This is a genomic window from Verrucomicrobium sp. GAS474 (genome assembly GCF_900105685.1).
GTDB lineage: Bacteria > Verrucomicrobiota > Verrucomicrobiia > Methylacidiphilales > GAS474 > GAS474.
On sequence record NZ_LT629781.1, the window covers coordinates 574244 to 600503 of the forward strand.

Here is a 26260-nt window from a genome sequence, read left to right on the forward strand (position 1 = left end):
GCGATCCGCTTTAACGCCACAGAGGGGCTCCGCCCCTCCGTGACCTCCTGTTCTGAGGGCCTCAACTAGGCGGACGCGTTTCCCCCTGCGCCTCGTCTCCTAACTGGATTAAAATCGGATGGTTCCAGTACGCCCGAGGGTACGTATTGAAGGGGTAGCAGTACCAATACGCCCAGACTCCTATCGGGAGAGAAGCGTATGGGAGAGATATCTTCAGGGGTTCAGCACCGAGGAGATGGGCCTGCATCCTTGGATGCTCCTTCCCATGGCTCGGCCCTCATAGAGGTTAGATCCAGCGGAGTAGAGTGAGCGCATGAGAGATTAGCCTTTAGGTTCGCGCTTTATTTACACCACGGCCTATCAGAGGGGGAGGTGCAGGAGGGGCGCAATGCCGTCGCGTTAGCGACACTCGTTCTCAGGGGAAACTAACTCGCATGGCCGGGAGGCAACCCCCTCTTGCATCTCTAAACGCGCGTCCGGCATCCAGCTGTACAGGGAGATGTACCCCGTCCCGAAGGGCTGCCCCTCCCCCGCGCCCCCCGAAAGGGTGTTGTTTTTTCCAGTACGCCCTCTTAAGTAGAGGCCCTGCCCATGAGTTCGTCCCCGTCCCCCACTCCCTTCGAGTCCGAAGGCTGCACTGTTCCCGCCTTCCCCACGCTCCCCCGTATCGAGGTCCGGGCGAAGTTCTTCTTCGAGGGGGACCGCAAGTATGTCCTCCAGGGGGTGACCTACGGGCCGTTCCGCCCGCGCGGCGAGGGGCTGCCCTGCTTCCCGACGGCCGACGAGGTCTTCCGCGATTTCGACCTGATGGCCCCGCTCGGGATCAACACGATCCGCATCTACCACACGCCGCCGAAGTGGTTCCTCGACATCGCCGCCTCGCGCCGCATCCGGGTGATGGTGACGATCCCGTGGGTGAAGCGGGTCCTCTTCCTCGACGACGCCGAGGTCCTCCACCAGACGCGGGAGAACCTCGCCGAGGCGGTGAAGGCGAACGCGGGGCACCCGGCGATCATGGGCTACTTCATCGACAACGAGATCCCGCCCGACCTCGTCCGCTGGTACGGGCCGCGCAAGATGGAGGCCTTCCTCGACTCGATGGTCGCCCTGGTGAAGAAGCACGATCCCGGCGCGCTGGCGGCCTACGCGAACTTCCCGCCGACCGAGTACATCCTCCCGGCGAACGTCGATTTCCTCAGCTACAACGTCTACCTCCACGACAAGAAGATCCTCTCGAACTACCTGGGCCGCCTCCAGAACCTCGCGGGGGAAAAGCCGTTGATCCTCTCCGAGTTCGGCATGGACACGATCCGCCATCCCGAGGAGGAGCAGGCGGAGCTGCTGAAGACCCACGTGACGACGGTCTTCCAGGCGGGCCTCGCCGGGACGATCATCTTCTCGTGGACTGACGAGTGGTTCACCGACGGCGTCGACGTGGAGGACTGGGCCTTCGGCATCGTGACGAAGGAACGCCGCCCGAAGGCGGCCTACCACGCCCTCCAGCCCTACCTGGCCAATCCCGACCGGCCCCTCTACGAGCGGTTCCCGCTCCCGCGGATGCCCCGCGTCTCCGTCGTCGTCTGCTCCTACAACGGGGCGAAGACGCTCCGGGACTGCCTGACCTCGCTCGGCAAGCTCGACTATCCCGACTACGAGGTGATCTTCGTCGACGACGGCTCGAAGGACGACACGCAGGAGATCATGCGCGCGTTCCCGGACGTGCGGAACATCGTCCAGGTGAACAAGGGGCTCTCCGTCGCCCGCAACGTCGGCATCCACGCCTCGACGGGGGAGATCGTCGCCTTCACCGACTCGGACTGCATGGTCGACAAGGACTGGCTCTACTTCCTCGTCCAGGCGCTCGACGCGGGCGGGTTCGCCGCCGTCGGCGGGCCGAACATCTCCCCCCCCGCGACCGACTGGATCCAGGCGACCGTCGCCTCGGCCCCCGGCTCCCCCAGCCACGTCCTCCTCACCGACACCGTCGCGGAGCACGTCCCCGGCTGCAACATGGCCTACTGGAAATGGTCCCTCGAGGAGATCGGCGGCTTCGACCCGCAGTACCGCAAGGCGGGCGACGACGTCGACGTCTGCTGGCGGATCATGCAGCTCGGCCACCAGATCGGCTTCTCCCCCTCGGCGATCGTCTGGCACTACCGCCGCTTCACCGTCGACGCCTACTTCGGCCAGCAGCGCGGCTACGGCGAGGCCGAGGCGATGCTCCGGTACAAGCACCTGAATTACTTCGGCTCGACCGGCTCGGCGATCTGGCACGGGCGCGTCTACACGCAGGTCCGCCTCGATCCGTTCTTCAGCCAGCCCCTCGTCTACCACGGGATCTTCGGCACCGGGTTCTTCCAGTGCGTCTACCCGAAGGGGGAGAACCCCTACCTCGGCCTCTTCGGGAGCCTCGAATGGGTCTCGTTCTCGACGCTGATCCTCCTCCTCTCCCTCCCGCTGCCGTTCCTCCGGCTGGTGCCGCTGATCCTCTTCGGCCTCACGATGCTCAACGGCCTCTCCTACATGACGCGGGCCCGCATCGAGCCGAAGTTCGACTCGATCCGCACCCGCCTCCTCCTCTTCTACCTCGCCATCATGCAGCCTCTGGCGCGGGGCCGGGCGCGGCACTTCACCTGGCTGCGCGGGAAGCGGACCCCCGAGGCCGTCATCGCGACGCCGGAGAGCCTCCCCCACGCCTCCAGCAGCCTCCTCTCCGCCGGCCATCTCACCTTCTGGAGCGAGAGCGGCAAGGAGCGGACCGACCTCCTCGCCGAGATCGAGAAGCTCCTCGACGCCGAGGGGTGGAACTACACCCTCGACACGGGGTGGACCGACTGGGACATCCACATCTTCGCCAGCCGCTGGTGGAACATCCGCCTCCGGACGATCACCGAGATCTACCCCCACGGCCGCCGCCTGACGCGGGTCGGGAACTTCCTCGTCGGGAGCATGTTCTCGAACATCGTCTGGATCGTCCTCGTCATCCTCGGCCTCGTCTTCAGCCTGACCCAGGTGAAGGAGCTCCCCTTCGTCAACGCTTTCCACGGCGTCGTCGAGGCGCTCGACAGCGGGGCCTTCAACGAGATCCCCTTCGGCCTCGTCTGCGCCGTGCTGCTGGGCCACTTCGGCATCTGGTTCGCGAACGGCCTCCGCCTTCGCCACCGCGTCGCCGAGCTGGTCCACGTCGCCGCCGTCCACGCCGGGCTCCAAAGCGTGAAGACCGGGAAGAAGGACAAGGAGAAGGCGAAGCCCTCGTCCGAGCCTCCGACGGGCGCGGAGCCGCAGGCCGAAACGGTCGTCTCGCCCCAACCCCCGCAAGCGTGACCGGGACCCCGGGGACCTCATGGATTACCGCACGCAGAAATCGTCCGACGCCGACCGCATGAGCACGAAAGAACCGTCCGCAGGGACCTCCTCGGTCTACCTCCGGGCCATCCGCTTCTACCGGCCCTACCTGGGCCAGATCGGCGTCGCGCTGGCCCTCCTCCTCGTCACGATCGGCCTGAATCTCCTCAAGCCGTGGCCGGTGAAGTGGATGATCGACACCGTCATCCCCGTCGCCTCGGCGGCGAAGAACGGCCCCGTCCCCGACATCGTCTTCTGGGGGATCAAGATGTCGGTCGCCCACGCCACGCTGTGGGCCGCGGGGAGCGTCATCGTCATCTACCTCCTCCAGGGCATCTTCAACGTCGGGAACAACTACATCCTCGTCGAGATCGGCCTCAAGGCCCTCCTCCACCTCCGCACCCGGCTCTACGCCTTCCTCCAGCACCTCCCCCTCCACTTCCACGAGCGGCGGCGGAGCGGCGACTCGACCTTCCGCGTCGCCTACGATTCCCAGGCGATCCAGACCCTCTTCAACCGGGGCTTCACCACCGTCCTCAGCTCGGTCATCACCCTCGTCGGCACCTTCGTCGTCATGTTCTACGTCGACCGGACCCTCGCCTACTGCTCCCTCGCCGTCGTCCCCCTGCTCTGGCTCACGATCTCCTTCTTCGCCGTCCGCATCCGCAAGGAGAGCGACACCCTCCAGCAGGAGGAGAGCGACGTCCTCGCCGCCGCCACCGAGGGCCTCTCCGCCATCCGCGTCGTCCACGCCTTCGGCCGGGAGGAATACGAGGTGAAGCAGTTCGCCCGCGAGGCCGAGCACAGCTACGGGGCGAACCTCCGCCTCACCCTCACCAGCACCCTCTCCAGCCTCATCGTCGGCCTCGTCACCTCCCTCGGCACCGCCCTCGTCCTCTACCTCGGCGTCACCCACGTCCTCCAGGAACGCCTCGACATCGGCAACCTCTGGGTCTTCCTCACCTACCTCACCAACCTCTACCAGCCCCTCGAGCAGCTCAGCTACACGGCGTGGTCGATGGAAGGGGCCGCCGCCGGCATGCAGCGCGTCTTCGAGGTGATGGACACCGAGGACACCGTCCCGGAGACCCCCGGCGCCCCCGCCCTCCCGCCGATCGACGGGCGGATCACCTTCGACCACGTCTCCTTCGGCTACGAGAAGGACGAGGAGACGATCGTGAAGGATCTCTCCCTCGACATCGTCCCCGGGCAGACCGTCGCCATCGTCGGCGGGACCGGCGCGGGGAAGACGACCGTCCTCTCGATGATCCCCCGCTTCTACGACCCGACGGCGGGCCGGATCCTCCTCGACGGCCACGACATCCGGAAGTACCAGAAAAAATCGGTCCGCGAGAACATCGCCATCGTCCTCCAGGACACCCTCCTCCTCTCCGGCACCATCGAGGAGAACATCGCCTACGGCCGCCTCGGCGCGAAGCCCGAGGAGATCCGCCGCGCCGCCGTCCAGGCCCAAGCCCACGACTTCATCCTCCGCCTCCCGCAGGGCTACCAGACGCCCGTCGGCGAGCGGGGCGTCCGCCTCTCCGGCGGCCAGCGCCAGCGGATCGGCATCGCCCGCGCCTTCCTCAAGGGAGCTCCCATATTACTCCTCGACGAGCCGACGAGCGCCCTCGACGTCGCGACCGAATCGGAAGTCATGGACACCCTCCGCCGCCTCATGCGGATCCAGACCACCCTCATCGTCACCCACCGCCTGAACACCGTCCACCACTACGCCGACAAGATCTACGTGATGGACCAGGGCGTCCTCGTCGAGTCCGGGAGCGGTGCCGAGCTGCTGGCCAAGGGCGGCTGCTACGCCAACCTGTGGTCGAAGGGAAATTACGGCGCGTAGCGCACCGCGGATTAATAGGAATCTAGGCGTATTGGTCCCGTCTCCCCCGCAGTACGTACCCTCGGGCGTACCGGAACCATCCGATTTTAATCCAGTTAGGAGACGAGGCGCCACCAATCGCGTCCGCCTAGTTCAGGCGCTCAGAAGGGGACTGCCTGCGCGATAGCGCAATACCTCGTAAAGGGGAAACTAACTTGCAGGGTTGGGAGACAAGTTCCAGGAGGGGCAGAATGCCGTCGCGGTAGCGACACTCGTTCCTCAGGGGACACTAACTGGCATGGCCGGGAGGCAAGCCCCTCTTGGGCTATAAAGCGGGTCGCCTCCAGCTGTACAGGATCGACCCCGCAAGCCCCGAAGGGCCGCCCCGCTTCCCGACATCCAGTAACCATCCTTTTCCGCCCCCCTCATTCGCCAAATCGCAAAAGGTACGCTACTCTTCCCTCACGTGAACCCGACCTTCTTCCGCCTCGCACTGACGCTCCTCCTTTCCGCACCCCTCGCCTCCGCGGTCGATCCGTTCGCGGCGTTGGATAAATTCTCGGTCTTCACCTCGCTCCAGCCGAATTCGATCGGTGCCGACACCGTCCTCGGCCACGCCTCGCCCGCCCTCGGATTCTCCAAGGGCGCCTCGGTCCAGACCTGCTATTGGCTTCCCTTCGCCCCCGAGGCGGCGGCCAAGTATGTCCAGAACTGGAACCCCGTCCCCCATTCCTCCCTCGGCGTCTTCGCCTCGGGCGGACAGGGCGGCTATTCCTCCCTCACCCTGAGCCCCGACAGCTCCCCGCAGAAGTGGCTCGCCGACAAAAGCCGCAAGGCGACCTCCGCCGCCGAATCGGGCGACCTCAACCTCAGCCGCAAGGAAGCCGAGGCGCTCGCCCAGAGCGCCGATCCCGCCCAGGGCTGGCGCGCCATCCTCGCCTCGCGCGAGGCCGAGCTCTTCGCCACCCCGCCGTACGAGATGGGAGGGAAAAGCGTCTCCCCCATCGACGAGCTGCGGGCGCTGCTGACCGACAACCCCAAGATCCGCCAGGAAATGAGCCCCGTTTTCCGCGCCTCCGGCCTCTTCGGGAACAAGGGCGAGGGAGCCGCCGCGAATCTCTTCCGCCACTGGGAATTCCTGACCGCCGAACGGCACGGCGTCCTCACCCTCGGCGCCTCCGTCGCCAGCCCCGGGAGCGAGGGGAGCTGGCAGTTGATCGACGTCGATTACTACGTCAGTGGCTCCTACAACGTCTCCGCGACCCTCTACGAATTCTGGCCCTTCACCGTCGACGGCAAGGCGGGCTCGCTCGTCTGGGAAGACGACCTCGTCGCCTCCTCCTCCGTCGCCGAATCGGGCGGCGGGATGGAAGGAATGGCCGTGACCTCCCTCTTCCTCAAGGAAGTGAAGGAAGCGGTGAAGTACATGAAGGGGGACGCGGGGAAGTAAGGGGGCGCGGGGCGGCGAGATCGGCCTCGCCAAGGAAAGGGCGGCAGGGTAGCGTACTCCTCCCCTTTTCCCCGGAGCTTCCCATGTCCCCCTTCACCGTCACCCTCATCGAATGGAGCGCCACGCTCCTTTCCCTCGTCGGGTTCTGGCTCTGCATCCGCCATCGCGCGGTCTGCTTCCTCTTCTTCCTGGTCGCCGACGCGGGATGGTTCGCCTCGGCGTTCGCGGGCGGCCACGCCTCGCTCCTGGCGCAGCAATCGATCTACATCCTGATGAACGTCGTCGGCTATTTCCTCTGGAAACGGGACGAACGCCTGAAGGAATTGCTCGAAGCCGCCGAAAAGCGGGCGCTCCAGCCCTCGCAGAAACCCGCCCCAGCCCCCGCCCTTCCGGCAGAGGCGACGCGGTAAGCCTCCGTTCCCCGAGAGAGCGCGAACGCTCTCCCCCGGCTCTAGGAGCTAAAGCGACCTACTCGACCGCCCCGCCCTTGCCCTGCACCGCGCGCTTGATCCAGAGCTTCCGGCCCTTGAACGTGATCCCGCTCAGCTTGTCGACGATGGCGTCGGCGTGATCTTCGGCCACGTCGACGAACGACTGCTTCGGCATGAGGCGGATGACGCCGACGGTCTCCTTCGGGAGCTTCGTGGTGCCGACGATGACGCCGAGGAGGTCGCCGGGGCGGATGTCGTGGTCTTTCCCCGCGCCGAGGATGAGGCGGGTCATCCCGGCCTCGTGGGAGTGGGCTCCCTCCTCGCGCTCGGGCCGGTCGAAGGCCGCCCCGCGGGGGGCGCGCTCCGAACGGGCGGGCTTTTCAAATTTGTCGAAGCGGGGACGTTCCGCCCGGTCGCCGTACGCGGGGGCGGGCCGGTCGAAGCTCCGCTGGGGCCGGTCGCCGCGGTCGAAGCGGTCGCCGCCCCGCGCGGGGCGGTCGTCGCGGGAGGAGAACTTGTCGGCGGGCGCGGGGGTCGCGGCCGGTTTCGCCTCGTCCTTCTGGAGGAGGTGGAGAAGGACGGCGGCGAGGTCGGTCGCCGAGTGGCCCTGGTCGAGGAGGCGGCCGATGAGGGCTTCCTGCTTGTCGTACTTCCCCTCGTCGAGGGTCTTGCGAATGAGGTCGGAGAAGGCGTTGGCGCGCTTCGCCTCGACTTCCTCCTCGGACGGCACCTTCTCCCGCCGCACCTTGCTCTGGGTGAAGCGGATGATGTTCTCCATCTTGTAGATCTCGCGCCCGGCGACAAAGGTGATCGCCTTGCCGCTGCGCCCCGCGCGGCCCGTGCGGCCGATGCGGTGGATGTAGTCCTCGCCGTCGTTCGGGAGGTCGTAGTTGAAGACGACCTCGACGTCGTCGACGTCGATGCCGCGCGCGGCGACGTCGGTGGCGATGAGGAACTCGAGGTTCTTCCGGCGGAACTTGTTGATGACGCGCTCACGCATCGCCTGGGTCATGTCGCCGTGCATCTTGTCGGCCTGGTAGCCCCGGGCGATGAGGTGCTCCGTGAGGTCGTCGACCATCATCTTCGTCGCGCAGAAGATGATGCCGAGCTTGATGTCGTGGAGGTCGATCAGGCGGCAGAGGACGTCGACCTTCGCGCGGCGGTCGACCTCGTAGTAGACCTGGTCGATGGCGGGCATCGTCCGGGCCTGGGCCTCGATGGCGACCTGGACGGGGTTCTTCGTGAAGGTCTTGATGAGGCCCTGGATCACCTTCGGCATGGTGGCGGAGAAGAAGACGGTCTGCCGCTCGACGGGGGCCTTGGAAAGGATCGTCCGGATGTCGTCGACGAAGCCCATGTCGAGCATCCGGTCGGCCTCGTCGAGGATCACCATCTTGATCTGGGCGAGCTTCAGCGTGCCGCGCTCCAGGTGGTCCATGACGCGGCCGGGAGTGCCGATGATGATCTGGGCGCCATTCTGGAGGCCCTTCAGCTGGCGGTCATAGGACTGGCCGCCGTAGATGGGGAGTTCGCGGACCCCCTTCTTGAAGGCGGAGAGCTTCGCGACCTCTTCGGCGACCTGGACGGCGAGCTCGCGCGTCGGGCAGAGGATGAGAACCTGGGGGGCGCGGAGCGTGACGTCGACGCACTCGATCGCCGGGATGGCGAAGGCGGCGGTCTTGCCCGAACCGGTCTGGGACTGGCCGACGACGTCGGAGCCCGAAAGGAGGGGGGGAATGGCCTGCGACTGGATGTGGGAGGCCTCCTCAAAGCCCATCTGAGCCACGGCCTTGAGTACTTCGGGGGAAAGGCCGAGTTCGGAGAAAGGTTTCTTCTGCATCGGGTCTTATACTCTCTCGGAGTTCGTTTCACCACACTTAATAACGTGCTTCGTACATCGCCGCTCATTCACAGCTGTACGCAGCAAGTGTTAGGCTGTGCGGTTTTTTTGTGAATAACCCCGTAACATACAGAACACCATCATTTACTGTTTATGCGTAAAAACACACATGGCGGTTTTATTGGCTTTGTATGTTAGAGTTTGACTTGCATGTTCTCTTATGAGATTCTTACACTTAGTATGGACGTACTCGATCTCCGCCCTATGTGGAAAGAAGAGCTCCGCCATCTCGAGGAAAAGCTTAAGTTAACAAAGGAACAAATTTCTGTTCTTAAAGCCAAAATTGAAGGAGCAAATGAAATTTTCTCTCCTCGTCTCAATGGAGAGGGCAAGGGATCATGGCGTGAGGGTGCGGCTGGACTTCCCTTATTTCCCAGCCTCAGCAAAACAGTAGCCATGGTCATTCGCGATCATGGAGTTCAAGAGCCGCTTACGATCGAAGACATTCTCGGAAAGCTGTATCAGTACGGCATTAATCCTAACGAGGTCAAAAGGACGACCGTCTATACGCTTGCGAATCGCCTTTGGAAGCAAGGTGCCGTTACCAAAGGAACGGGCGCTAAATTCGGCGCTAAATTCGATGCTTTACCTCCAGCGCCTAAACCAACTTTATGAAGCCAATAAAAGAAAGCGCCCCCGAAGAAAGCCGAGTCGGTTAGGCGCTGCGCGACAAATGAACCGGAACGGGTGGGGCAAACTTAGCGGAATGAACCCACCCGCTCCGGGAGGCAACTTGAAAGAAACCGAACTTCGATGAAGAAGCTGCGGTCATTGCTCTACCGGAAGGGTACTCTTTGACCTAAGTTCTGTCAATCGAGGTTCATCACAGGAGTTCTATATGGAACGTAATTCTGATGAAGCGCCGCCCGGATATAAGTGGATTTTCCGGCCGTGGAAGACAGATCCGAATACCGGCACTAGAATCTACCCTAAGCGGGCACGATTTTTCCGGATGTTGGTGAAAGTCTGATGACGGATTAAGAAACAAGAAATTTCGCATGGGGGAAACTACGGTTTCCCCCATGCGATTTTTCTTTAGTAGAGTGAGTATTAAACCGTTTCCCCGCAAGGATTGACAAAAATTGGGGGGTCTATACTTTGATCGGTCACTATGGTTCCTATTTCGCAAGCGTGGACGGTCGCCAGTTACGTCCTCGGCCAGAAGATCAAGGGCAACAAGCGTTACCCGCTGGTCATGATGCTCGAACCCCTTTTCCGTTGCAACCTCGCCTGCGCGGGCTGTGGCAAGATCCAGTATCCTGCCCACATTCTCGATAAGCGTTTAACGCCCGAGCAGTGCTGGGCCGCGGCCGACGAGTGCGGCGCCCCGATGGTCTCCATCCCCGGCGGCGAGCCCCTCATCCATAACGAGATCGACCAGATCGTCGCCGGCCTCGTGAAGCGCAAGAAGTACATCTATCTCTGCACGAACGCGATCCTGCTCAAGAAGAAGATCGACCTCTTCACCCCCTCGAAGTACCTGACCTTCTCCGTCCACATGGACGGCGGCAAGGAAGACCACGACGAGGCGGTCTGCCGCGACGGCGTCTACGAGACGGCCCTCGAGGGGATCAAGGAAGCGGTGAAACGCGGCTTCCGCGTCACGACGAACACGACCCTCTTCGACGGGGCGAACCCCGAGCGCGTCCGCGCCTTCTTCGACGAGATGATGAAGCTCGGCGTCGAGGGGATGATGCTCTCCCCCGGCTACAGCTACCAGAAGGCCCCCGACCAGGAGCACTTCCTCCACCGCGACAAGACGAAGGCCCTCTTCCGCTCGATCCTCGAGAACAAGAAGAAGAGCTGGCGCTTCAACCTCTCCCCCCTCTTCCTCGAGTTCCTCCAGGGGAACATCGATTACGAGTGCACGCCCTGGGGCAACCCGACGTACAACGTCTTCGGCTGGCAGCGTCCCTGCTACCTCCTCCAGGAAGGCTACGTCAGCACCTTCAAGGAGCTGATCGAGACGACGAAGTGGGAGAACTACGGCCACAAGAGCGGCAACGAGAAGTGCGCCGACTGCATGGTCCACTGCGGATACGAGCCGACCTCGGTCGACGACACCTTCGGTTCCCTCGCCGGCCTCGGCCGGACGATCAAGGCGACCTTCGGCATCTCCCTCGCGAAGAAGGGGAGCCCCGGCCACAGCGCGCCCCCCGCGCCGCCCTCCGCCCCCGCGCAGGTCGCCGAGCCCGCCCTCCACTAACCCTCCCCAACGCACGAAGTCATGCCGAACGCCGTCGATACCGGAGCGATGCACGCCGCCAAGCAGGCGAACCTCGCCGAGTCTCCCGCCCTCTCCACCCCCGCCGCCCCCGGCCACCAGAGCCTCCACGGCGCCGAGTACACCTTCACGGGTGACCAGGACCGCCGCGACGGGATCGACGCCGCCTTCGATTACCGGGGCGACGTCACCCTCCGCCTGAGCAACGGCGAGGCGCTGGAGTGCTTCCTCTTCAACCGCACCCCGAACAGCAAGCCCCCCCAGGTGCAGCTCTTCGTGAAGGGCGAGGAGACGCCCCGCGTCCTCCCCTACGTCGACATCGTCGGCATCACCTTCACCGGCAAGGACCCCGCCGACGGCAAGTCCTACCTCGCCTGGAAGGCGAAGAAGCACAACGAGCGGGTCGAGGAATCGCGCCGCGTCGAAGAGGAAATGCGCCAGCAGGGAATCGTCTAGCCGATCCCTTCCGAAGATCCCCCTTCCGACGCGAAGCGCGTCCGAAGGGGTTCTTTTTTTAGCCCACCCAAGCCACTTCACCCCATGCGTCGAGACCTCAACTGGAGCGCCAAGCGCGACGACGGGACGAAGTACGAGGTGCGCGTCATCTACTTCGGCAAGAAATTCGAGATCTCGACCCGGGAGAAGACGGGCCGCACCCACACCGTCGGCAAGTCGGGCCGCAAGGACCAGGGCCTCGATCTCTGGGACCACAAGACGCCGCCCTCCCGCGAGGTGCTGGAGGAACTGGTCGCCATCATGGAGCGCTACCACCCGCGCCACCGCGCCACCGACGAGGAACTCCGCGAGGCGCGCCGGATGCTGGCCGAGCACGATCGCCGCGCGGCCTGAGCCGCACGCGAAGCAAGGAACCCCGACCGATGCTCCAGGAAAAACGCGATGCCCTGATCGACGCCTTCCAGTCCCTCCCCGACGGCGAGGAGCGGCTGACCTATCTCCTCTCCATGGGCCGCCGCTTCCCGGCCCTCCCCGACGCCGAGAAGAGCGACGATCTTCTCCTTCCCGGCTGCATGTCCCGCCTCTGGCTCCTCCCGGAATACCGCGACGGGCGGTGCCACTTCCGCATGGATGCCGACGCCCAGATCGTGAAGGGGATCGCCGCGATGGTCTGCACCTTCTACGGCGGCGAGACCCCCGCCGACATCGCCGCCCAGGAGCTCGACTTCCTCGCCGAGGCGGGCGTCCCGCAGCTCCTCACGCCGAACCGCCGGAGCGGCCTCTCGAGCCTCCGCTCCCGGATCAAGGCCTTCGCCGTCGAGCAGCTGGCGAAGGATGGGGTGTAGGGAAAAGAGGTCGCGGGGCGGAGGCGGCCCTTCGGGGCTTGCGGGATCAACGCTGTACAGTGGAGGTAATCCGCTTTATAGCCACAGAGGGGCTTCGCCCCTCCGTGACCTCCTGTTCGGAGGGCCTGAACTAGGCGGACGCGTTTCCCCCTGCGCCTCGTCTTCTAACTGGATTAAAATCGGATGGTTCCGGGGCGTCCGAGGGTACGTACTGCGGGGGTAGACGGTATCAATACGCCCAGACTCCTATTGGGAGAGGAGCGCTTGGAAGAATGGCCGCTTCGGCTCCGCCAGCACTCGGACGCGTGATTCCTCCCAAGCGCGTTAGATCTAGCGGAGTACAACTCTCCGAAGGAGCATTGCCTTTAGATGGAAGGAACCGTTCCCCCTACCGCCTCTTACGGGAGAGGTTCAAGGAGGGGCGACAGCCTGCGCGATAGCGCAACTACTCGTAAGGGGAAACTAGCTTGCCGGGCCGGGAGGCAAGCCCGCTCCTTGGCGTTAAAGCGGATCGCCTCCAGCTGTACAGGCAAGCGCAGCGATTCTACCCTGCCCCGAAGGGGTCTCACCGCCCCCCTCGCGCCCCCTGAAGTCGATTAATCCCAAGCCCCTACTCGGCCCGCGGTCCCCGCAGGAGCGGGGCGGTGAGGCGGGAGAGGCTTTCCCGCTGCGTCCCGTCGGCCTCGAAGTTTTCGGGCGCCAGCCACCGCCGGAAGGAGGCTTCGAGGACGGGCCACTCGGTGTCGAGGATCGAGAACCAGGCGGTGTCCCGGTTCCGGCCCTTCACCACGGCCGATTGGCGGAAGGTCCCCTCGTAGGAGAATCCGAGGCGGCGGGCGGCGCGGCGCGAGGGGTCGTTGAGCGCGTCGCACTTCCATTCGCAGCGGCGGTAGCCGAGGGCGAAGACGTGGCCGATGAGGAGGTAGAGCGCCTCGGTGGCGGCGGGGGTCTGCTGGAGGGCGGGGGAGAAGGCGAGCTGGCCGACTTCGATGACGCCGACCTCGGGGGCGATCCGCATGTAGGAGGCGAGGCCGAGGGGAAGGCCTCCGGCCTTCGGCTTGGCTTCCGCCGCGCCGGCGGGGGCCGTTCCATTTTGGGCGGCTTCCTTCGGCCGCTCCAGGATGACGTAGAAGAGGGGATCGGCTCCGCGGCAGGCGGCCTCCATCCAGGCCCGGTACGCTTCGAGCGTCGGGAAGGGGCCGTAGGGAAGGTAGGTCCACATCCGTCCCTCGCGGTCCTTCGCGTTCGCGGCGAAGAGGGGGGCGGCATGGTCGGAGGGCCGGACGGTTTCGAGGCGGCAGAAGCGCCCCTCCAGCGGTTCCCGCCACGGCAGGGCGGCGGGTCTCCATCCGGGCAGCGGCACGCCGATCGGCTGGCCCAGGTCGTTCAGGGGGGAGGACATGTTCGCCCCTTATGTATCATGAAATCGGACGCGGCCCTAGGGCGAAGTGAGCGACCCAAAATCGTGGACATCGTCCCGCGACGTGGGGTACGGTGCGGGGCATGGCCTCCCTTCCCCCTCTCCACGCGCTGCTCCGGGACATGGTGGCGATCCCGAGCGTGAATCCGACGGGCGATCCCGGCACCCCCCACGTCAACGAGCAGAAGATGGCCGAGTTCCTCCTCGGCTGGACGGAGCGCCACGGGGCCGAGGCGGCGCTGATGCCGGTCCTCCCCGACCGCCCGAACCTCGTCGCCCGCTGGCGTCCGAAGGGGTTGAAGCCGGGCCAACGGCCCCGCCACCGCATCTGGTTCGCCCCCCATACCGACACCGTCAGCGTCGCCGGGATGACCGTCGCCCCCTTCGATCCGGTGATTTCCAAGGGCCGCCAGCCCCGCCTCTACGGCCGGGGCGCGAGCGACACGAAGGGGCCGATGGCCGCGATGCTCCACGCCATCGCGGCGTGGTGGAAGGCGGGCGGGAAGAACGGCGATGTCGAGATCCTCTTCGTCGGCCTCATGGGCGAGGAAGCGGGGAACGAGGGGGCGAAGGCCCTCGTCGCCCATCCGATCCCGGCGGCGGAACGGCCCGACCTCGTCATCGTCGGGGAGCCGACCGGCCTCCGCGTCGTCACCGCCCACAAGGGGGCCCTCTGGCTCACCCTCACGGCGGCGGGGAAGGCCTGCCACGCCTCGACGCCGGAGCGGGGCCGCAACGCCATCGACCTCATGGCCCCGGCCCTCGTCGCCATCCGCAAGCAGCTGATCCCGGCCCTCCGCGCGGAGAAATACCGCCACCCCCTCCTCGGCCTCCCGACGCTGAACATCGGGACGATCCGGGGCGGCTCCAAGGTCAACATCGTCCCCGACGCGTGCGTCGTCGAGGTCGATTGCCGGACCACCCCGGCCCTCTCCCACCCGGCCGTCCTCGCCCTCGCGAAGCGGATCGTGAAGGCCGCCGCCCCCGGCGTCCGGGTCGAGAAACTGCGCGGCTGCCCCGGCCTCGCCACCGATCCGGCCCAGCCCCTGATCACGGCGCTGCGGCAAGCCTCGGCGGCGGTCACCGGCGGGAAGCCGAAGCCCCCGGGCGGCGTCCCGTGGTTCTGCGACGCCGCGATCTTCGACGGCGCGGGCCTCCCCGCCGTCGCCTTCGGCCCGGGGACGATCGCCCAGGCCCACACCCGGGACGAATACATCGCCCTCCGTGATCTCGACGCCGGGGCGGCCGCCCTTCTCAGGTATTTGACCGATCTCCTTTAGTCCAGCCGGGTAAAAATTGCAACCGCTTGGGCCGCAACGGTATTGCCCGATGCCGTGTTTGAGTGTATTTCATGCGCACCCGTATGACCAAACTGCCCAAGGTTCCCGCTCTCCCTGTCACGGAAACGGACCCCATTGAGCTCCAGATTGGCCGCCGCATCCGCGCCCTGCGCCTCGAACGGGACATCACCCTCGACCAGCTCGCCATCGAGGTGAAGCTGACGAAAGGCCAGCTCTCGAAGATCGAGAACGGCAAGGTATCCTCCCCGGTCTCCACCCTCACGCGGATCGCCGCCGCCCTTTCCGTCGAGCCCGGCAGCTTCTTCCAGAGCGCCCATCCCGCCCAGCCCCGCGCCGCGCTGGTGCGGCGGGCGGAGCGGAAATCGATCGCCGGGCGCGGCTCGAAGATCGGCCACAGCTACGAGTCGCTCGCCTTCGGCCTTCCCTTCCAGAAAGACTTCGAGCCCTATCTCATGCGGATCGACGAGAAGGTGATCGATCCCGCGAAGAACAGCTTCCGCCATCCGGGCCACGAGTTCCTCTTCATGCTGAAGGGAAAGATGGACTACCGCCACGGGGAGCAGATCTACCACCTCGGCCCCGGCGATTCCCTCTTCTTCGACGGGACGATCGAGCACGGCCCCTCCGCCGTCTACGGCCCGCCGATCGAGTTCCTGAGCCTGATCAGCAATCCCTGACCGTCGCGAGACAGGCTCTAACCCGCCGCCGAAACCGCGACGGGACTCGACACGGGGCTCTTCGCCTTGTGGAACCGGATCTCGTAGAGGGAATAGGAATAGGCGGCAATCGTGAAGACGACCGCGATGTCGACGGCGAGGAAGAGGAGGCCGAACAGCGCGTAGCCCGGCGTCCCCAGCGGCACCAGCCGGTGGAGCGCGCCGAGGATCAGGACGCCGAGGGGAAGATGGTAGACGTAGACCCCGTAGGAGATTTTCCCGCCGTATTGGAGCATCCGCCAATCGGTGAAGCGGGTCCACGGAGCCCCGCCCATCGTCTGCGCCAGGGCGCACGCCCCGAGCGCCGCGAGGAGGGAGTAGCCCCAGAGGAATTCCCCGTGCCGCCCCATGTGGACCGGATAGCCGAGGCCCGAGGCCTTCAGCAGCGCGCCGACGTGCAGCGGCCCCGCCGAGTCGCGCCAATTCAACGCGATCACGAGGAGGCCGCCCAAGGCCGCGAGAATGCCGAGGGCGAGGAAGACGGCGCGGCGCTGGAAGAAGTGCAGCACCTTGGGCCAGGTCAGCAGCGATCCCATCGCGAAGGCGTCGAGGTAATTCACCGGCTGGTGGTAGAGCCAGAGCGTGACGAACGCCATGTCCCGCCCCTGCCGGGCGAAGAGGAACGCCGCCCCGATCCGGAAGAGCGGGACGAGGAGGAGGAGCAATCCCCCGATCCAGGGGAACGCCTCCTCGGGCAGCCACCAGACCAGCGCCGTCCAGGCGATGTAGATCTGCCATTCGACGGCGAGGCTCCACAGATGGCCGAACCACATCGATCCGCTCTCGAGGCCGATGTGCCAGAAATTCGAGGTGAAGCTCAACAGGTAGGGCCACTGGGCGCGGAACTCCGGCGGACGGCGGAAGAGGAGCCAGCAGGCGGCGAAAATCGCGACCAGGAGGAAGTAGGGCGGGAAGAGCCGGAGGACGCGCCGCCCGAGGAACCCGCCGACGAAGGAGCCCATCGAGCGGTCGATCCCCTTCCGCTTCCGCTGCCGGAGGAGCGAGGTGATGAGGAAGCCGGAGAGGACGAAGAAGAGGAGGACGCCGATCCAGCCGCAGACGATCGTCTCGCCCCAATGTTGCCCCATCACGGCCAGGACGGCGATCGTCCGCCAGGAATCGAGCCGGGGTTGATAGGTCATGAAGGACGGGCGGCGAGGGCCTCTCGCCAAAAACCGGGGTCACCATAGAAATGAGCGCAGGCGGTGTCAATCCGCCGCCCCGACCCCGAACTGTACATCCCCCCGTACATTTCCCCTTCACGAAAGAATCTCCCTCCGTACCAGTACAATACCCATAAAATTAACATGAAAGAACTAATCCGTACGACAAACAAATTACACCATGCATAGGGCTTTTTCTCTCTTATGCCCCTACTAATAGCGTATTTTGCCTTGAAGGGGTCGCCGGTACCTAGGTAGGTTCCCCCTCGTTATGTATCTCAAGGCACTGAACGTGGTGGGGTTTAAATCGTTCGCGGATAAAACGGTGGTTCAGTTCCACCCCGGGGTCACCGCCATCGTCGGGCCGAACGGGTGCGGCAAGAGCAACGTCCTCGACTCGATCCGCTGGGTCCTCGGCGAGCAGTCGGCCAAGGCCCTCCGCGGCGGCCAGATGTCCGACGTCATCTTCAACGGCTCCGAGAAGCGGAAGCCCCTCGGCATGGCCGAGGTCTCCCTCACCTTCGGCGACTGCGAGAAGGAACTCGGGACCGAATACAACGAGGTCACCATCACCCGCCGCCTCTTCCGCGACGGATCGAGCGAATACGAGATCAACAAGAGCCTCTGCCGCCTCCGCGACATCCACCAGCTCTTCATGGACACCGGCGTCGGCCGGACCGCCTACTCCATCATGGAGCAGGGCAAGATCGACCAGATCCTCTCCGCCCGTCCCGAGGACCGCCGCGCCGTCTTCGAGGAAGCCGCCGGGATCACCCGCTTCAAGAGCCAGAAGAAGGAGGCGATGCGGAAGCTGGAGCAGACCGAGGCGAACCTGATCCGCCTCGACGACGTCGTCGGCGAGGTCCGCCGCCAGATCGGCTCCCTCCAGCGCCAGGCCGCCAAGGCCCGCCGTTACCAGGAGCTCTTCGCCGAGCTCCGCGACCTCGAGCTCAAGTACGCCCGCCGCGAATACGCCCGCCTCGTCGAGGATATCACCTTCCTCGCCGAGCGCGCCGACTCGACCCGCGACGCCCACCGCACCCTCGTCGCCGCCGTCGAGGAGGAGGACGCCGCCCTAGGCCGCTTCCGCGAGGAACTCGAGGGGATCGAGGGAGAGGCCGTCCAGGTCCGCGAGGCGCTGAACGAGGCCCGCATGTCCGGGGAACGGGCCGTCCAGCGCGAGAACACGAACGCCGCCCGCGTCGAGGAATTCTCCCTCCTCCGCGAGAACGCCCGGATCGAGCTCGCCGGGACCGCCGAGAAGATCCGCATCCAGGAGGAGCAGCTCGCCGCCCTCGAGACCCAGATTTCGTCGGCCGCCGAGATCCGCTCCGCCGCCGAGGCCCAGCACCGCGAGAAGGAAGAGGCCGTCCGCGCCGTCGCCGACCGCGTCGCCGACAAGGAGAACGAGCGCGACACCCGCCGCCACGACCTCGGCCGCCTCCAGAGCGCCCTCGTCGGCCAGCGCAACCAGCTCATCGCCCTCGAGGCCCAGCACCGCAACCTCCTCCTCCGCATCGAGTCCCTCCGCGCGGAGCAGGACGGCCTCGCCCTCCGCCGCAACGAGGCCGAGGAGCGCCGCGTCGCCCAGGAGTCCGAGATCGCCGAGGCCGGAGCGGTCCTCGCCGCCGCCCAGGCTGCCGTCGCCGAGCGCCAGTCGGTCGTCGCGGAGCGCCAATCCCTCGTCGCCGAGCGCGAGGCCGCCGTCGCCGCCTGCCGCGAGGGGGTCGTCGCCGCCCAGCAGGCCGTCGAGGAACGCCGCGCCGGAATCGCCGAGGCCCAGCAGGTCGTCGCCGGACGGGAAGAGGCCGTCGCCGCCCGCCGCCACGACGTCCGCGCCGCCGAGGAAGCCCTCCGCGCCGTCGAGCGCGAGCACCGCGACCTCCTCTCCGCCCACGAGCGGATCGCCGCGAAGGTCGAGGCGCTGAAGCAGCTCGAGGCCTCCCACGCCGGTTCGCCCCCCGCCACCCAGCACCTCCTCGCCTGCAAGGTGAAGGGCGAGATCCAGTCCCGCATCGAGGGGACCCTCGTCGATCACCTCGACGTCTCCCCCGAGAACGCCGAGGCCGTCACCCTCCTCCTCGGCGAGGCCGTCAACGCCCTCGTCGTCGATGACCGCGCCGGGGCCGAGGAACTCCTCGCCAAGGCGCGCGAAACCGGCAAGGGCCAGGTCGTCCTCGCCCCCGTCTCCCTCCCCCGCAGCGGCCACGTCGGCGCGGGCGAGGAGACGTCGGCCCTCCGCGCTCTCCGGGTCACGAACCCGCTCGTCGCCCCGCTCGTCGAGTCGCTCCTCTCCGAGGCCCACATCGTCGATTCCCTCGCCGCCGCGTGGGACCTGAAGGCCCGCCTCCCGCAGGCCCTCGTCGCCACCCGTGACGGCACCCTCCTGACCCGCTCCGGCCTCGTCCGCGCGGGCAAGGCGGGCGGGGAGGAAGCGGCCCTCGCCGTCTTCACCCGCCGCACCGAACGCGCCGCCTTCGAGGAAGAGGCCCAGGCCGCCCTCGCCGCCGCCGAGCAGGGCGCCGCCCGCGTCGGCGAGGCCGCCGCCGCCGTCGACCACGCCCGCGCCTCCGTCGAGGAGGCCCAGGCCGCCGTCGTCGCCGCCCAGCAGGGCATCCGCGAGGCGCAGGAGGTCGTCGAGGCCGCCCGCACCGGCGTCGTCGAGGCGCAGAGCCACGTCGCCGAGGCCCAGGGCCATGTCGCCGAGGCGCAGAGCCACGTTGCCGAAGCCCAGCGCCACGTCTCCGAGGCCCAGCAGGGCGTCCGCGATGCCGAGATCGCGATGGCGACCCGCCGTCACACCCAGGAAACCCTCGGCCGCACCGTCCTCGACCTCGAGGCCGCCCGTGAGCGCGCCGGCCAGGAGGCCGCCCGCATCGTCGAGCAGATCGGGGGCGACGAGGCCCGCCGCCAGGGCATCGAGGCCGCCGTCGCCGAGGGCGAGGCCCAGATCCGCCAGGTCGAGGACGACGTCGCCGCTCTCGGCGAGGAAGTCACCGCCCTGGAGGCCGAGGAATCGGCCGCCCAGCAGGTCCTCGTCACCAGCCAGATCGGCGTCGCCGGGCTCGTCCAGCAGCACCAGGCCGCCCTCCAGCAGCGCGACGGCGTCCGCCACCGCCTCGCCGAACTCCGCGAGCTGACCGCGACCCGGAGCCGCGAGGCCGACGACTACGCCTCCCGCATCGCCCAGGCCGAGAGCGAGATCGGCCTCGCCCGCGAGGAGAAGGAATTCGTCGCCGCCGTCTTCTCCGAGAAGAGCGCCGCCCTCCAGGAAATCCTCTCCGCCAAGGCCGCCCAGCAGGAAAAAATCACCGAGCGCGAGGAGGCCCTCCGCATCGAGCGCCGCAAGCTCGGCGAGATCCAGAACGACCAGACCGCCAGCGAGATCAAGCTCACCGAGCGCCGCATCGGCCTGGAACACCTCGTCGAGCGGGTCACCCAGACCTACCAGCTCGCCCTCGCGGAACAGCCCCCCCTCACCGACGAGGAGCAGGCCTCGGTCGCCGACTGGAGCGTCGTCGAGGCGCAGGTCGCCGAGAAGCGCGAGAAGATCGAGGGCATGGGCCCCGTCAACATCGAGGCGATCGCCGAGTTCGAGGAACTGCAGCAGCGCCTCACCTTCCTCGAGACGCAGGAAGCCGACCTCAAGAACGGCAAGGAACAGCTCCTCCTCGCGATCAACGAGATCAACCAGACCACCCAGAAGCTCTTCGAGACGACCTTCGAGCAGGTGAAGATCAACTTCCAGCAGATCTTCACCGAGCTCTTCGGCGGCGGCAAGGCCGAGCTCAAGCTCGTCGACGAGAACGACCCGCTCGAATGCGGCATCGAGATCGTCGCGAAGCCCCCCGGCAAGCAGCCGCAGAGCATCACCCTCCTCTCCGGCGGAGAAAAGACGATGACCGCCGTGGCGCTCCTCTTCTCCATCTACATGGTGAAGCCGAGCCCCTTCTGCGTCCTCGACGAAATGGATGCGCCGCTCGACGAATCGAACATCAACCGGTTCATCAAGATGGTGCAGCGCTTCACCGAGCACTCCCAGTTCGTCGTCATCACCCACAACAAGCGGACCATCGGCGTCGCCGACGCGATCTTCGGCGTCACCATGCAGGAGCGCGGCGTCTCCCGCCTCATGTCGGTGAAGCTGACCCCCGACGGCGAGATGTCCCCCGACAAGGCCGCCGCCGTCGAGGCGAAGGCCGAGGCCTCCGCCGCCGAATCCGTCCCCGCCTCCAGCCGCATTCCGACCGGCGAACGGAGCGAGGGCGAGACGGCGACCACCGGTCTCGGCGACAACGCCGGAGACGACGTGGCCCTCTCGAACTGACCGGAAGGGATCTTCAGCCCTCCTTCAAAAACGCCTGAAGCGCCGTCATTTTCGGCTGCTCCGGGAGGCCGAATTCCTGCCGCAGCAGGAGCGGATGGAGGCGGCGGACCCCTTCGATGCCGATCGCCTCGGGATCGAGGGCGAGGTGGGGGACCCCGGCCGGGCAATCGAAGCCGTTCAGGAAAACCATCCGCACCTCCTGCGGCCTCAGCGCGTTCCAGACCGCCGAATCGATCGTCAGCACGCCGTCGATCCGGTGCCGCCGCGCCCACGCCTTCAGCTTCGTCCCGTCCTTCCCCCAATCGGCGTGGAGGAAGGGGAGGCCGCGCGCCACGAGCCATCCCTTGTACCCGCCGATCCAGCGGTGGCCGGAGCGGGTCTCCAGATGGCTCTCCAGCACGAGGCCGATCCGGCGGCAGCCCGCCTGCCACAGCGCCTCGGCCCCGTCGAAGGCCCCCTGGAAGTAATCCATCGCCACCGTGTCCATCGCGGGCAGGTGCTGGAGCGCGCCGAGGGAGACCGCCGCGAAGCGTTCCCACTCCCACCCCGCGAGGGTCCACGCCCCGTCCGAGGGGCCGAAGAGGAGGCCGCACACGCCGCGCTGGTAGAGCAGGCGGCTGAGCCGCCGCTGCGCCGCCTCGCCCGGCGAGGAGAACAACGGGAACCGCTCCACCCGGTAGCCGAGGCGGGCCGCCTCGCCCTCGACGCCCCGCTGGACGATCCGGCTGTAGGGGGTGCCGTCCCGGTCGAGGAAGGCGAGGACGCTCCCCGTCCGCCGCGCCGGGTGGCGGGCGGAGCGGTAGGCGGCTAGGGAGGAGAGGACCGGATCGGGCTGGTAGCCGAGCTTCGCGATCGCCGCGCGGACCCGCCGGGCCGTCTCCGGGACGACGGCCCGGGAACCGCGCACCACGCGGGAGACGGTGACGTGGCTGACCCCGGCGATCCGCGCGACGTCCCGCAGCGTCGGCCTCGGCGTCGAAGGGGGCATGGCCGCAGAATGGGCCATGTAACTGTGAACATCAATCCCCGATTGCCCCGACCCGGCAAAAAGACCACGCTGCCCCATCCTTCAACCCCTCCAAACCATGAGCACTCCCTCCTCCTTCCCGAAGTCGGTCAGCGGCGTCGTCCCCTCCTTTGCCCAAATCGCCGATTTCGGCCCGCCCCGGTCGGAAATCGGCGTCGGCTGCCTCATGCCGTGGAACGGGAAGCTCTACGTCCTGAACTACTCCTCCCACCGCAAGGACAGCGGCACCGGCACCGGCCTGCGGGTGATCGACGGGGACTTCTCCATGTCCCTCCATCCCGCCGCCGTCGACGGCACCTACGCCAACCGCTACGTCCACGCCCCCTCCAGCCAGCTGATCATCGGGCCCCACGTGATCGACACCGAACACCGCGTCCGCACCGTCCACGAGCTCGACAACATCCGCCTCTGCGGTACCGCCACCCACCTCTCCGACCCCGACAACCTCGTCTACATGCTCGGCATGGAGGGGGAGCTCTTCGAGCTGAACGTCCACACCCTCGCCGTCCGCCACCTCTTCGACCTCACGAAGGAATTCGGCACCCCGGGCGAGGGGAGCTGCCACTTCAAGGATTGCTACACCGGCTGCGGCCGCCTCGTCGTGGTGAACAACGACTACGAGGAAGGGGACTTCCTCGGCAAGCGGACCGAGGGGAACCTCGCCGAGTTCGACGGGAAGAAGTGGACCGTCCTCGAGCACAAGCCCTTCATCGGCCTCGGCGGCCTCGGCCACTTCGGCAACACGATCTTCGCCAACGGCTGGGACCGCGCCTCGGCGATCCTCAAGGTCTACACCGCCGCCGACGGCCTCTGGACCACCTACCGCCTCCCGAAGGCCTCCCATTGCTGGGACCACAAGTGGCAGACCGAGTGGCCCCGCATCCGCTCCATCGAGCACGAGCGGCTCCTCCTCGACCACCACGGCATGTTCTACGAACTCTCCCCCTGGGCCTACGGCAACCGCATCTGGGGCGTCCGCCCGATCTCGACCCACCTCTCGGTCCACGGCGACTTCTGCAGCTGGAAGGGGATGCTGGTGATCGGCATGGACAACGCCAGCGCCGACGGCGGCGGCAACGTCCTCTGCGCCGAGCCCCAGTCGGGCATCTGGATGGGCCGGACCGAGGACCTCTGGAACCAGGGCAAGCCGGCCGGCTGGGGCGGCCCGTGGTGGAAGGACGCCGTCACGGCGGGGAAACCGTCCGACTGCTACCTGATGACCGGCTTCGACAAGAAGTGCCTCCACCTCACCGTCGAGGGCGGCGGGAAGAAGGCCTTCCGCGTCGAGGTCGATTTCCGCGGCGACGGCAGCTACCACACCTACGCCGCGCTGGAAACGAACGCCGAGGGCTACGTCTTCCACGCGTTCCCCGAGGGGTTCTCCGCCCATTGGGTGCGGATCGTTCCCGAGGCGGATTGCACCGCGACGGCGCAGTTCCATTACTCCTAGGCCGGTCTTTCCCACCGCATCCCGGCTGCCGATTTCTCGGCAGGCCGGGATGTCGTGCGTACGGGCCATTATATAGCTAGAATCAACTTCTCCTCGCCGCCCGCGTCGGGGGAAGCGACCCTTTTTCAGTCACCCCCCTGACCCCATGATTCCAGCCTCCGACGTTCCCGCCACGCCCACGCCCATTCCCGTCATCCTCGATACCGACATCGGCGGCGACATCGACGACACCTGGGCCCTCGGCCTCCTCCTCCGCAGCCCCGAGCTCGACCTGAAGCTCGCCCTCGGCGAATTCGGGCGGGGCACCTACCGGGCCTCCCTCCTGGCGCGGTTCCTGACCGCCGCCGGGCGGACCGACATCCCCGTCGGCGTCGGGATCGAAGTCCCCGGCCATCCCAGCGGCGTCGAACCGGACACCTCCGAGGCCACCCTCCTCGGCGACTACCAGCTCGACAGCTACGCCGGAACCGTCCACCGGGACGGCGTCCAGGCCCTCATCGACCTCATCATGGCCTCGCCGACCCCAATCACCGTGATCTGCATCGCCTCCCCCATCAACCTCGCCGAGGCGCTGAGGCGCCAGCCCGAGATCGCCCGCAAGGCCCGATTCGTCGGCATGTTCGGCAGCGTCCGCCTCGGCTACGCCGGGAACAAGGAGCCGTGCGTCGAGGCGAACGCCTGCGCCTTCGTCGACTGCACCCGGGCCGTCCTCGGCGCGCCGTGGCAGAACACCCTCATCACCCCCCTCGACACCTGCGGCCTCGTCCGCCTCGACGGCGAGGCCTACCGGACCGTCCACGCCAGCGCCGATCCCGTCGCCCGGGAGATCATCGGCGACTACCGGACCTGGTCCGCCCACCCGCCCGGCTGGGCCAAGGGCCACAAGGACGAAGCCGCGACGCGGAGCACCGTCCTCTTCGACACCGTCGCCGTCTACCTCGCCTTCTCCCACGCCGGGATGAAGCTCGAGTCGCTCCCCATCGCGGTGACCGACAAAGGCATGACCGTCATCGATCCGAGCGGACCGACCCTCTCCGTCGCCACCGAGTGGAACGACCCGAGTGCCATCCAGGCATTCGAGAAACTCCTCGTCGAGCGGCTGACCCGGCCCCAATCCTAGAGCAACGTCCGCCCCTCCAGCGAAAGGAGGATCTCCTTGTTGCGCAGCCCTCCGGCAAATCCGGTCAGCTTCCCCGAAGCACCGATCACCCGGTGGCATGGGACGACGATCGAGAGCGGATTCCGCCCGTTCGCCGCGCCGACCGCCCGCGAAGCCGTCGGGCGGCCGATCCGGGCCGCGATCTCGCCGTAGCTCCGGATCTCCCCGAACGGAATCTCCGAAAGCGCCTCCCACACCCGCCGCTGGAACGGCGTCCCGACCGGATCGAAGGCGAGGGAAAACGCCTTCCTCTTCCCCGCGAAATATTCCTCCAATTGCCGCGCCGTCGCCTGCAGAACCGGAGGAAGGGCAGCGCGCGACGCCTCCGTCAACGGCTCCAGCCGCACCCGCTTCGGATTGTCCTCCTCCCAAAGAATCGCCGCCAACCCCTTGCCGCTGGCCACCAGCTTCAGCCGCCCCACGGGGGAATCGATCCAGGTAAATGAATAGCTCATATCGGGAGAAATGGTTCGGGTGAAAGTTCGGATAAACAACGCGTCCACGATACTCCCCCTCGCCGTCCGGAGCATCCCGATTCTTGCTTTTTGATTCGCCCGCTTCCGGAAAATGGAAAACGTTTTGAAACCCTCCCCTCCCCCATTCAAAAAGACTTGCACCCTATCGCCCGGGAGCCGCATTTCCTCGATCACCTGGATCGCCAGAACGACCGACTGACCTGCAAAACAAGGCAATGTGGCAGAAAGAGCTCGCTCCCCCACACACAGACAATAGCGGCCGTTGAACAAAAACTTAAAATCTTGTAACCGCACCAGGCAGTGGCACATAGTGCCCCGCGTTATCAGCGAAAGCAAAGATGCTCGCCACTCTCATCGCTTATCTCCTCTCCGCTGCGGGATTGACGATCTTGCTTGTCTGGCCGGAAGACGGCCCCGGCAGTTGGCTTCGCGAGAAAGTTCTTCGCCCCCTCCTCCCCGAGAAAGCCAGGGGCGTCCTCGATTGCTATATCTGCTCCGGCTTTTGGTGCGGGCTGGCCATGTCGGCCCTGTGGTGGAGTTGGTATCGCGAACCGTGGCTTTGGACCGGCTGCCTCATGATCCCCGCGCTCTTCTGGTTCGTTCTTCGATCGGGCAAAGCGGGCAACTAGTTGGCGATGAAAAAAGAATCTCACACCACACCCTCTCTGAGGCCACAAGAGGAACCATTTATACCTTCCCAACGAGAGAAGCTCCTACGGGAACGGCTCCGAATCGA

At 66.4% G+C, this 26260-nt stretch carries 20 protein-coding genes; 15 read left to right on the top strand and 5 right to left on the bottom strand.

Annotated features, from left to right (window positions below; translation table 11 throughout):
* The first annotated feature begins 591 nt into the window (after positions 1–591).
* From BLU04_RS02420 to BLU04_RS02435, 4 genes are all read left to right on the top strand, one after another.
* Complete coding sequence (locus tag BLU04_RS02420; protein WP_093281755.1) at positions 592–3324, top strand: glycosyltransferase; 2733 nt, start codon at positions 592–594, stop codon at positions 3322–3324.
* Positions 3325–3343: 19 nt separating this feature from the next.
* A complete protein-coding gene (locus BLU04_RS02425) occupies positions 3344–5200 on the top strand; it encodes an ABC transporter ATP-binding protein (RefSeq protein ID WP_093281758.1) in 1857 nt (618 codons plus the stop codon).
* A 445-nt stretch (positions 5201–5645) separates the two neighbouring features.
* Entirely contained in the window at positions 5646–6629 is a 984-nt protein-coding gene (locus BLU04_RS02430) for a hypothetical protein (protein WP_093281760.1), read from the top strand.
* An 83-nt stretch (positions 6630–6712) separates the two neighbouring features.
* Complete coding sequence (locus tag BLU04_RS02435; protein WP_093281763.1) at positions 6713–7039, top strand: nicotinamide mononucleotide transporter; 327 nt, start codon at positions 6713–6715, stop codon at positions 7037–7039.
* A gap of 58 nt (positions 7040–7097) precedes the next feature.
* On the opposite strand, the gene BLU04_RS17145 is transcribed toward BLU04_RS02435, so the two are convergent.
* The gene (locus BLU04_RS17145) at positions 7098–8900 is read right to left on the bottom strand and encodes a DEAD/DEAH box helicase (RefSeq protein ID WP_093281765.1); all 1803 of its coding nucleotides are present in this window, start codon (positions 8898–8900) and stop codon (positions 7098–7100) included.
* A 240-nt stretch (positions 8901–9140) separates the two neighbouring features.
* Between BLU04_RS17145 and BLU04_RS16220 the strand changes: the two genes are divergently transcribed.
* The 5 genes from BLU04_RS16220 to BLU04_RS02460 all read left to right on the top strand — a co-directional run bounded on the left by BLU04_RS16220 (position 9141) and on the right by BLU04_RS02460 (position 12485).
* Entirely contained in the window at positions 9141–9575 is a 435-nt protein-coding gene (locus tag BLU04_RS16220; RefSeq protein ID WP_157895040.1) for a hypothetical protein, read from the top strand.
* A 496-nt stretch (positions 9576–10071) separates the two neighbouring features.
* The gene (gene hpnH, locus BLU04_RS02445) at positions 10072–11166 is read left to right on the top strand and encodes an adenosyl-hopene transferase HpnH (protein WP_093281768.1); all 1095 of its coding nucleotides are present in this window, start codon (positions 10072–10074) and stop codon (positions 11164–11166) included.
* A 21-nt stretch (positions 11167–11187) separates the two neighbouring features.
* Positions 11188–11640, top strand: a complete 453-nt coding sequence (locus BLU04_RS02450; RefSeq protein WP_197673009.1) for a hypothetical protein — start codon at positions 11188–11190, stop codon at positions 11638–11640.
* 84 nt (positions 11641–11724) lie between these two features.
* Entirely contained in the window at positions 11725–12033 is a 309-nt protein-coding gene (locus BLU04_RS02455; protein WP_093281771.1) for a hypothetical protein, read from the top strand.
* Between the two features lie 29 nt (positions 12034–12062).
* Entirely contained in the window at positions 12063–12485 is a 423-nt protein-coding gene (locus tag BLU04_RS02460; RefSeq protein ID WP_093281773.1) for a SufE family protein, read from the top strand.
* Positions 12486–13095: 610 nt separating this feature from the next.
* On the opposite strand, the gene BLU04_RS02465 is transcribed toward BLU04_RS02460, so the two are convergent.
* The gene (locus tag BLU04_RS02465; RefSeq protein ID WP_093281776.1) at positions 13096–13887 is read right to left on the bottom strand and encodes a GNAT family protein; all 792 of its coding nucleotides are present in this window, start codon (positions 13885–13887) and stop codon (positions 13096–13098) included.
* A gap of 101 nt (positions 13888–13988) precedes the next feature.
* Here BLU04_RS02465 and BLU04_RS02470 point away from each other — a divergent pair, with 101 nt between their 5' ends.
* Both BLU04_RS02470 and BLU04_RS02475 read left to right on the top strand, forming a co-directional pair.
* A complete protein-coding gene (locus tag BLU04_RS02470; protein WP_093281778.1) occupies positions 13989–15185 on the top strand; it encodes a M20 family metallopeptidase in 1197 nt (398 codons plus the stop codon).
* An 83-nt stretch (positions 15186–15268) separates the two neighbouring features.
* The gene (locus tag BLU04_RS02475; RefSeq protein ID WP_162274617.1) at positions 15269–15883 is read left to right on the top strand and encodes an XRE family transcriptional regulator; all 615 of its coding nucleotides are present in this window, start codon (positions 15269–15271) and stop codon (positions 15881–15883) included.
* Positions 15884–15900: 17 nt separating this feature from the next.
* Here the strand turns inward: BLU04_RS02475 and BLU04_RS02480 are convergent, their stop codons facing one another.
* On the bottom strand, positions 15901–17064 hold the full coding sequence (locus BLU04_RS02480; RefSeq protein WP_093281784.1) for an acyltransferase: 1164 nt from the start codon (positions 17062–17064) through the stop codon (positions 15901–15903).
* Positions 17065–17356: 292 nt separating this feature from the next.
* On the opposite strand from BLU04_RS02480, the gene BLU04_RS02485 reads away from it, so the two are divergent.
* Positions 17357–21412, top strand: coding sequence for an AAA family ATPase (locus tag BLU04_RS02485; protein ID WP_093281786.1), 4056 nt, complete (start codon positions 17357–17359; stop codon positions 21410–21412).
* A gap of 13 nt (positions 21413–21425) precedes the next feature.
* Here the strand turns inward: BLU04_RS02485 and BLU04_RS02490 are convergent, their stop codons facing one another.
* Complete coding sequence (locus BLU04_RS02490) at positions 21426–22400, bottom strand: LacI family DNA-binding transcriptional regulator (protein ID WP_093281789.1); 975 nt, start codon at positions 22398–22400, stop codon at positions 21426–21428.
* 97 nt (positions 22401–22497) lie between these two features.
* Here BLU04_RS02490 and BLU04_RS02495 point away from each other — a divergent pair, with 97 nt between their 5' ends.
* A complete protein-coding gene (locus tag BLU04_RS02495) occupies positions 22498–23889 on the top strand; it encodes a hypothetical protein (protein WP_093281792.1) in 1392 nt (463 codons plus the stop codon).
* Positions 23890–24034: 145 nt separating this feature from the next.
* Positions 24035–25009, top strand: a complete 975-nt coding sequence (locus BLU04_RS02500; RefSeq protein ID WP_093281794.1) for a nucleoside hydrolase — start codon at positions 24035–24037, stop codon at positions 25007–25009.
* Here the strand turns inward: BLU04_RS02500 and BLU04_RS17085 are convergent.
* Positions 25006–25503, bottom strand: coding sequence for a methylated-DNA--[protein]-cysteine S-methyltransferase (locus BLU04_RS17085; RefSeq protein ID WP_093288413.1), 498 nt, complete (start codon positions 25501–25503; stop codon positions 25006–25008). The two genes, BLU04_RS02500 and BLU04_RS17085, sit on opposite strands and share 4 nt — an antisense overlap.
* Before the next feature lie 359 nt (positions 25504–25862).
* On the opposite strand from BLU04_RS17085, the gene BLU04_RS02510 reads away from it, so the two are divergent.
* Positions 25863–26153: a hypothetical protein gene (locus BLU04_RS02510; protein ID WP_093281797.1), complete on the top strand. Its 291-nt coding sequence runs from the start codon at positions 25863–25865 to the stop codon at positions 26151–26153.
* Positions 26154–26260 lie beyond the last annotated feature (107 nt).

Excerpts from the sequence above, each read along its gene's own strand:
- BLU04_RS02420 (WP_093281755.1), top strand. The coding sequence starts at position 592 with ATGAGTTCGTCCCCGTCCCCCACTCCCTTCGAGTCCGAAGGCTGCACT.
- BLU04_RS02425 (WP_093281758.1), top strand. The coding sequence starts at position 3,344 with ATGGATTACCGCACGCAGAAATCGTCCGACGCCGACCGCATGAGCACG.
- BLU04_RS02435 (WP_093281763.1), top strand. The coding sequence starts at position 6,713 with ATGTCCCCCTTCACCGTCACCCTCATCGAATGGAGCGCCACGCTCCTT.
- BLU04_RS17145 (WP_093281765.1), bottom strand. The coding sequence starts at position 8,900 with ATGCAGAAGAAACCTTTCTCCGAACTCGGCCTTTCCCCCGAAGTACTC.
- BLU04_RS16220 (WP_157895040.1), top strand. The coding sequence starts at position 9,141 with ATGGACGTACTCGATCTCCGCCCTATGTGGAAAGAAGAGCTCCGCCAT.
- hpnH (WP_093281768.1), top strand. The coding sequence starts at position 10,072 with ATGGTTCCTATTTCGCAAGCGTGGACGGTCGCCAGTTACGTCCTCGGC.
- BLU04_RS02450 (WP_197673009.1), top strand. The coding sequence starts at position 11,188 with ATGCCGAACGCCGTCGATACCGGAGCGATGCACGCCGCCAAGCAGGCG.
- BLU04_RS02455 (WP_093281771.1), top strand. The coding sequence starts at position 11,725 with ATGCGTCGAGACCTCAACTGGAGCGCCAAGCGCGACGACGGGACGAAG.
- BLU04_RS02460 (WP_093281773.1), top strand. The coding sequence starts at position 12,063 with ATGCTCCAGGAAAAACGCGATGCCCTGATCGACGCCTTCCAGTCCCTC.
- BLU04_RS02465 (WP_093281776.1), bottom strand. The coding sequence starts at position 13,887 with ATGTCCTCCCCCCTGAACGACCTGGGCCAGCCGATCGGCGTGCCGCTG.
- BLU04_RS02470 (WP_093281778.1), top strand. The coding sequence starts at position 13,989 with ATGGCCTCCCTTCCCCCTCTCCACGCGCTGCTCCGGGACATGGTGGCG.
- BLU04_RS02475 (WP_162274617.1), top strand. The coding sequence starts at position 15,269 with ATGACCAAACTGCCCAAGGTTCCCGCTCTCCCTGTCACGGAAACGGAC.
- BLU04_RS02480 (WP_093281784.1), bottom strand. The coding sequence starts at position 17,064 with ATGACCTATCAACCCCGGCTCGATTCCTGGCGGACGATCGCCGTCCTG.
- BLU04_RS02485 (WP_093281786.1), top strand. The coding sequence starts at position 17,357 with ATGTATCTCAAGGCACTGAACGTGGTGGGGTTTAAATCGTTCGCGGAT.
- BLU04_RS02490 (WP_093281789.1), bottom strand. The coding sequence starts at position 22,400 with ATGCCCCCTTCGACGCCGAGGCCGACGCTGCGGGACGTCGCGCGGATC.
- BLU04_RS02495 (WP_093281792.1), top strand. The coding sequence starts at position 22,498 with ATGAGCACTCCCTCCTCCTTCCCGAAGTCGGTCAGCGGCGTCGTCCCC.
- BLU04_RS02500 (WP_093281794.1), top strand. The coding sequence starts at position 24,035 with ATGATTCCAGCCTCCGACGTTCCCGCCACGCCCACGCCCATTCCCGTC.
- BLU04_RS17085 (WP_093288413.1), bottom strand. The coding sequence starts at position 25,503 with ATGAGCTATTCATTTACCTGGATCGATTCCCCCGTGGGGCGGCTGAAG.
- BLU04_RS02510 (WP_093281797.1), top strand. The coding sequence starts at position 25,863 with ATGCTCGCCACTCTCATCGCTTATCTCCTCTCCGCTGCGGGATTGACG.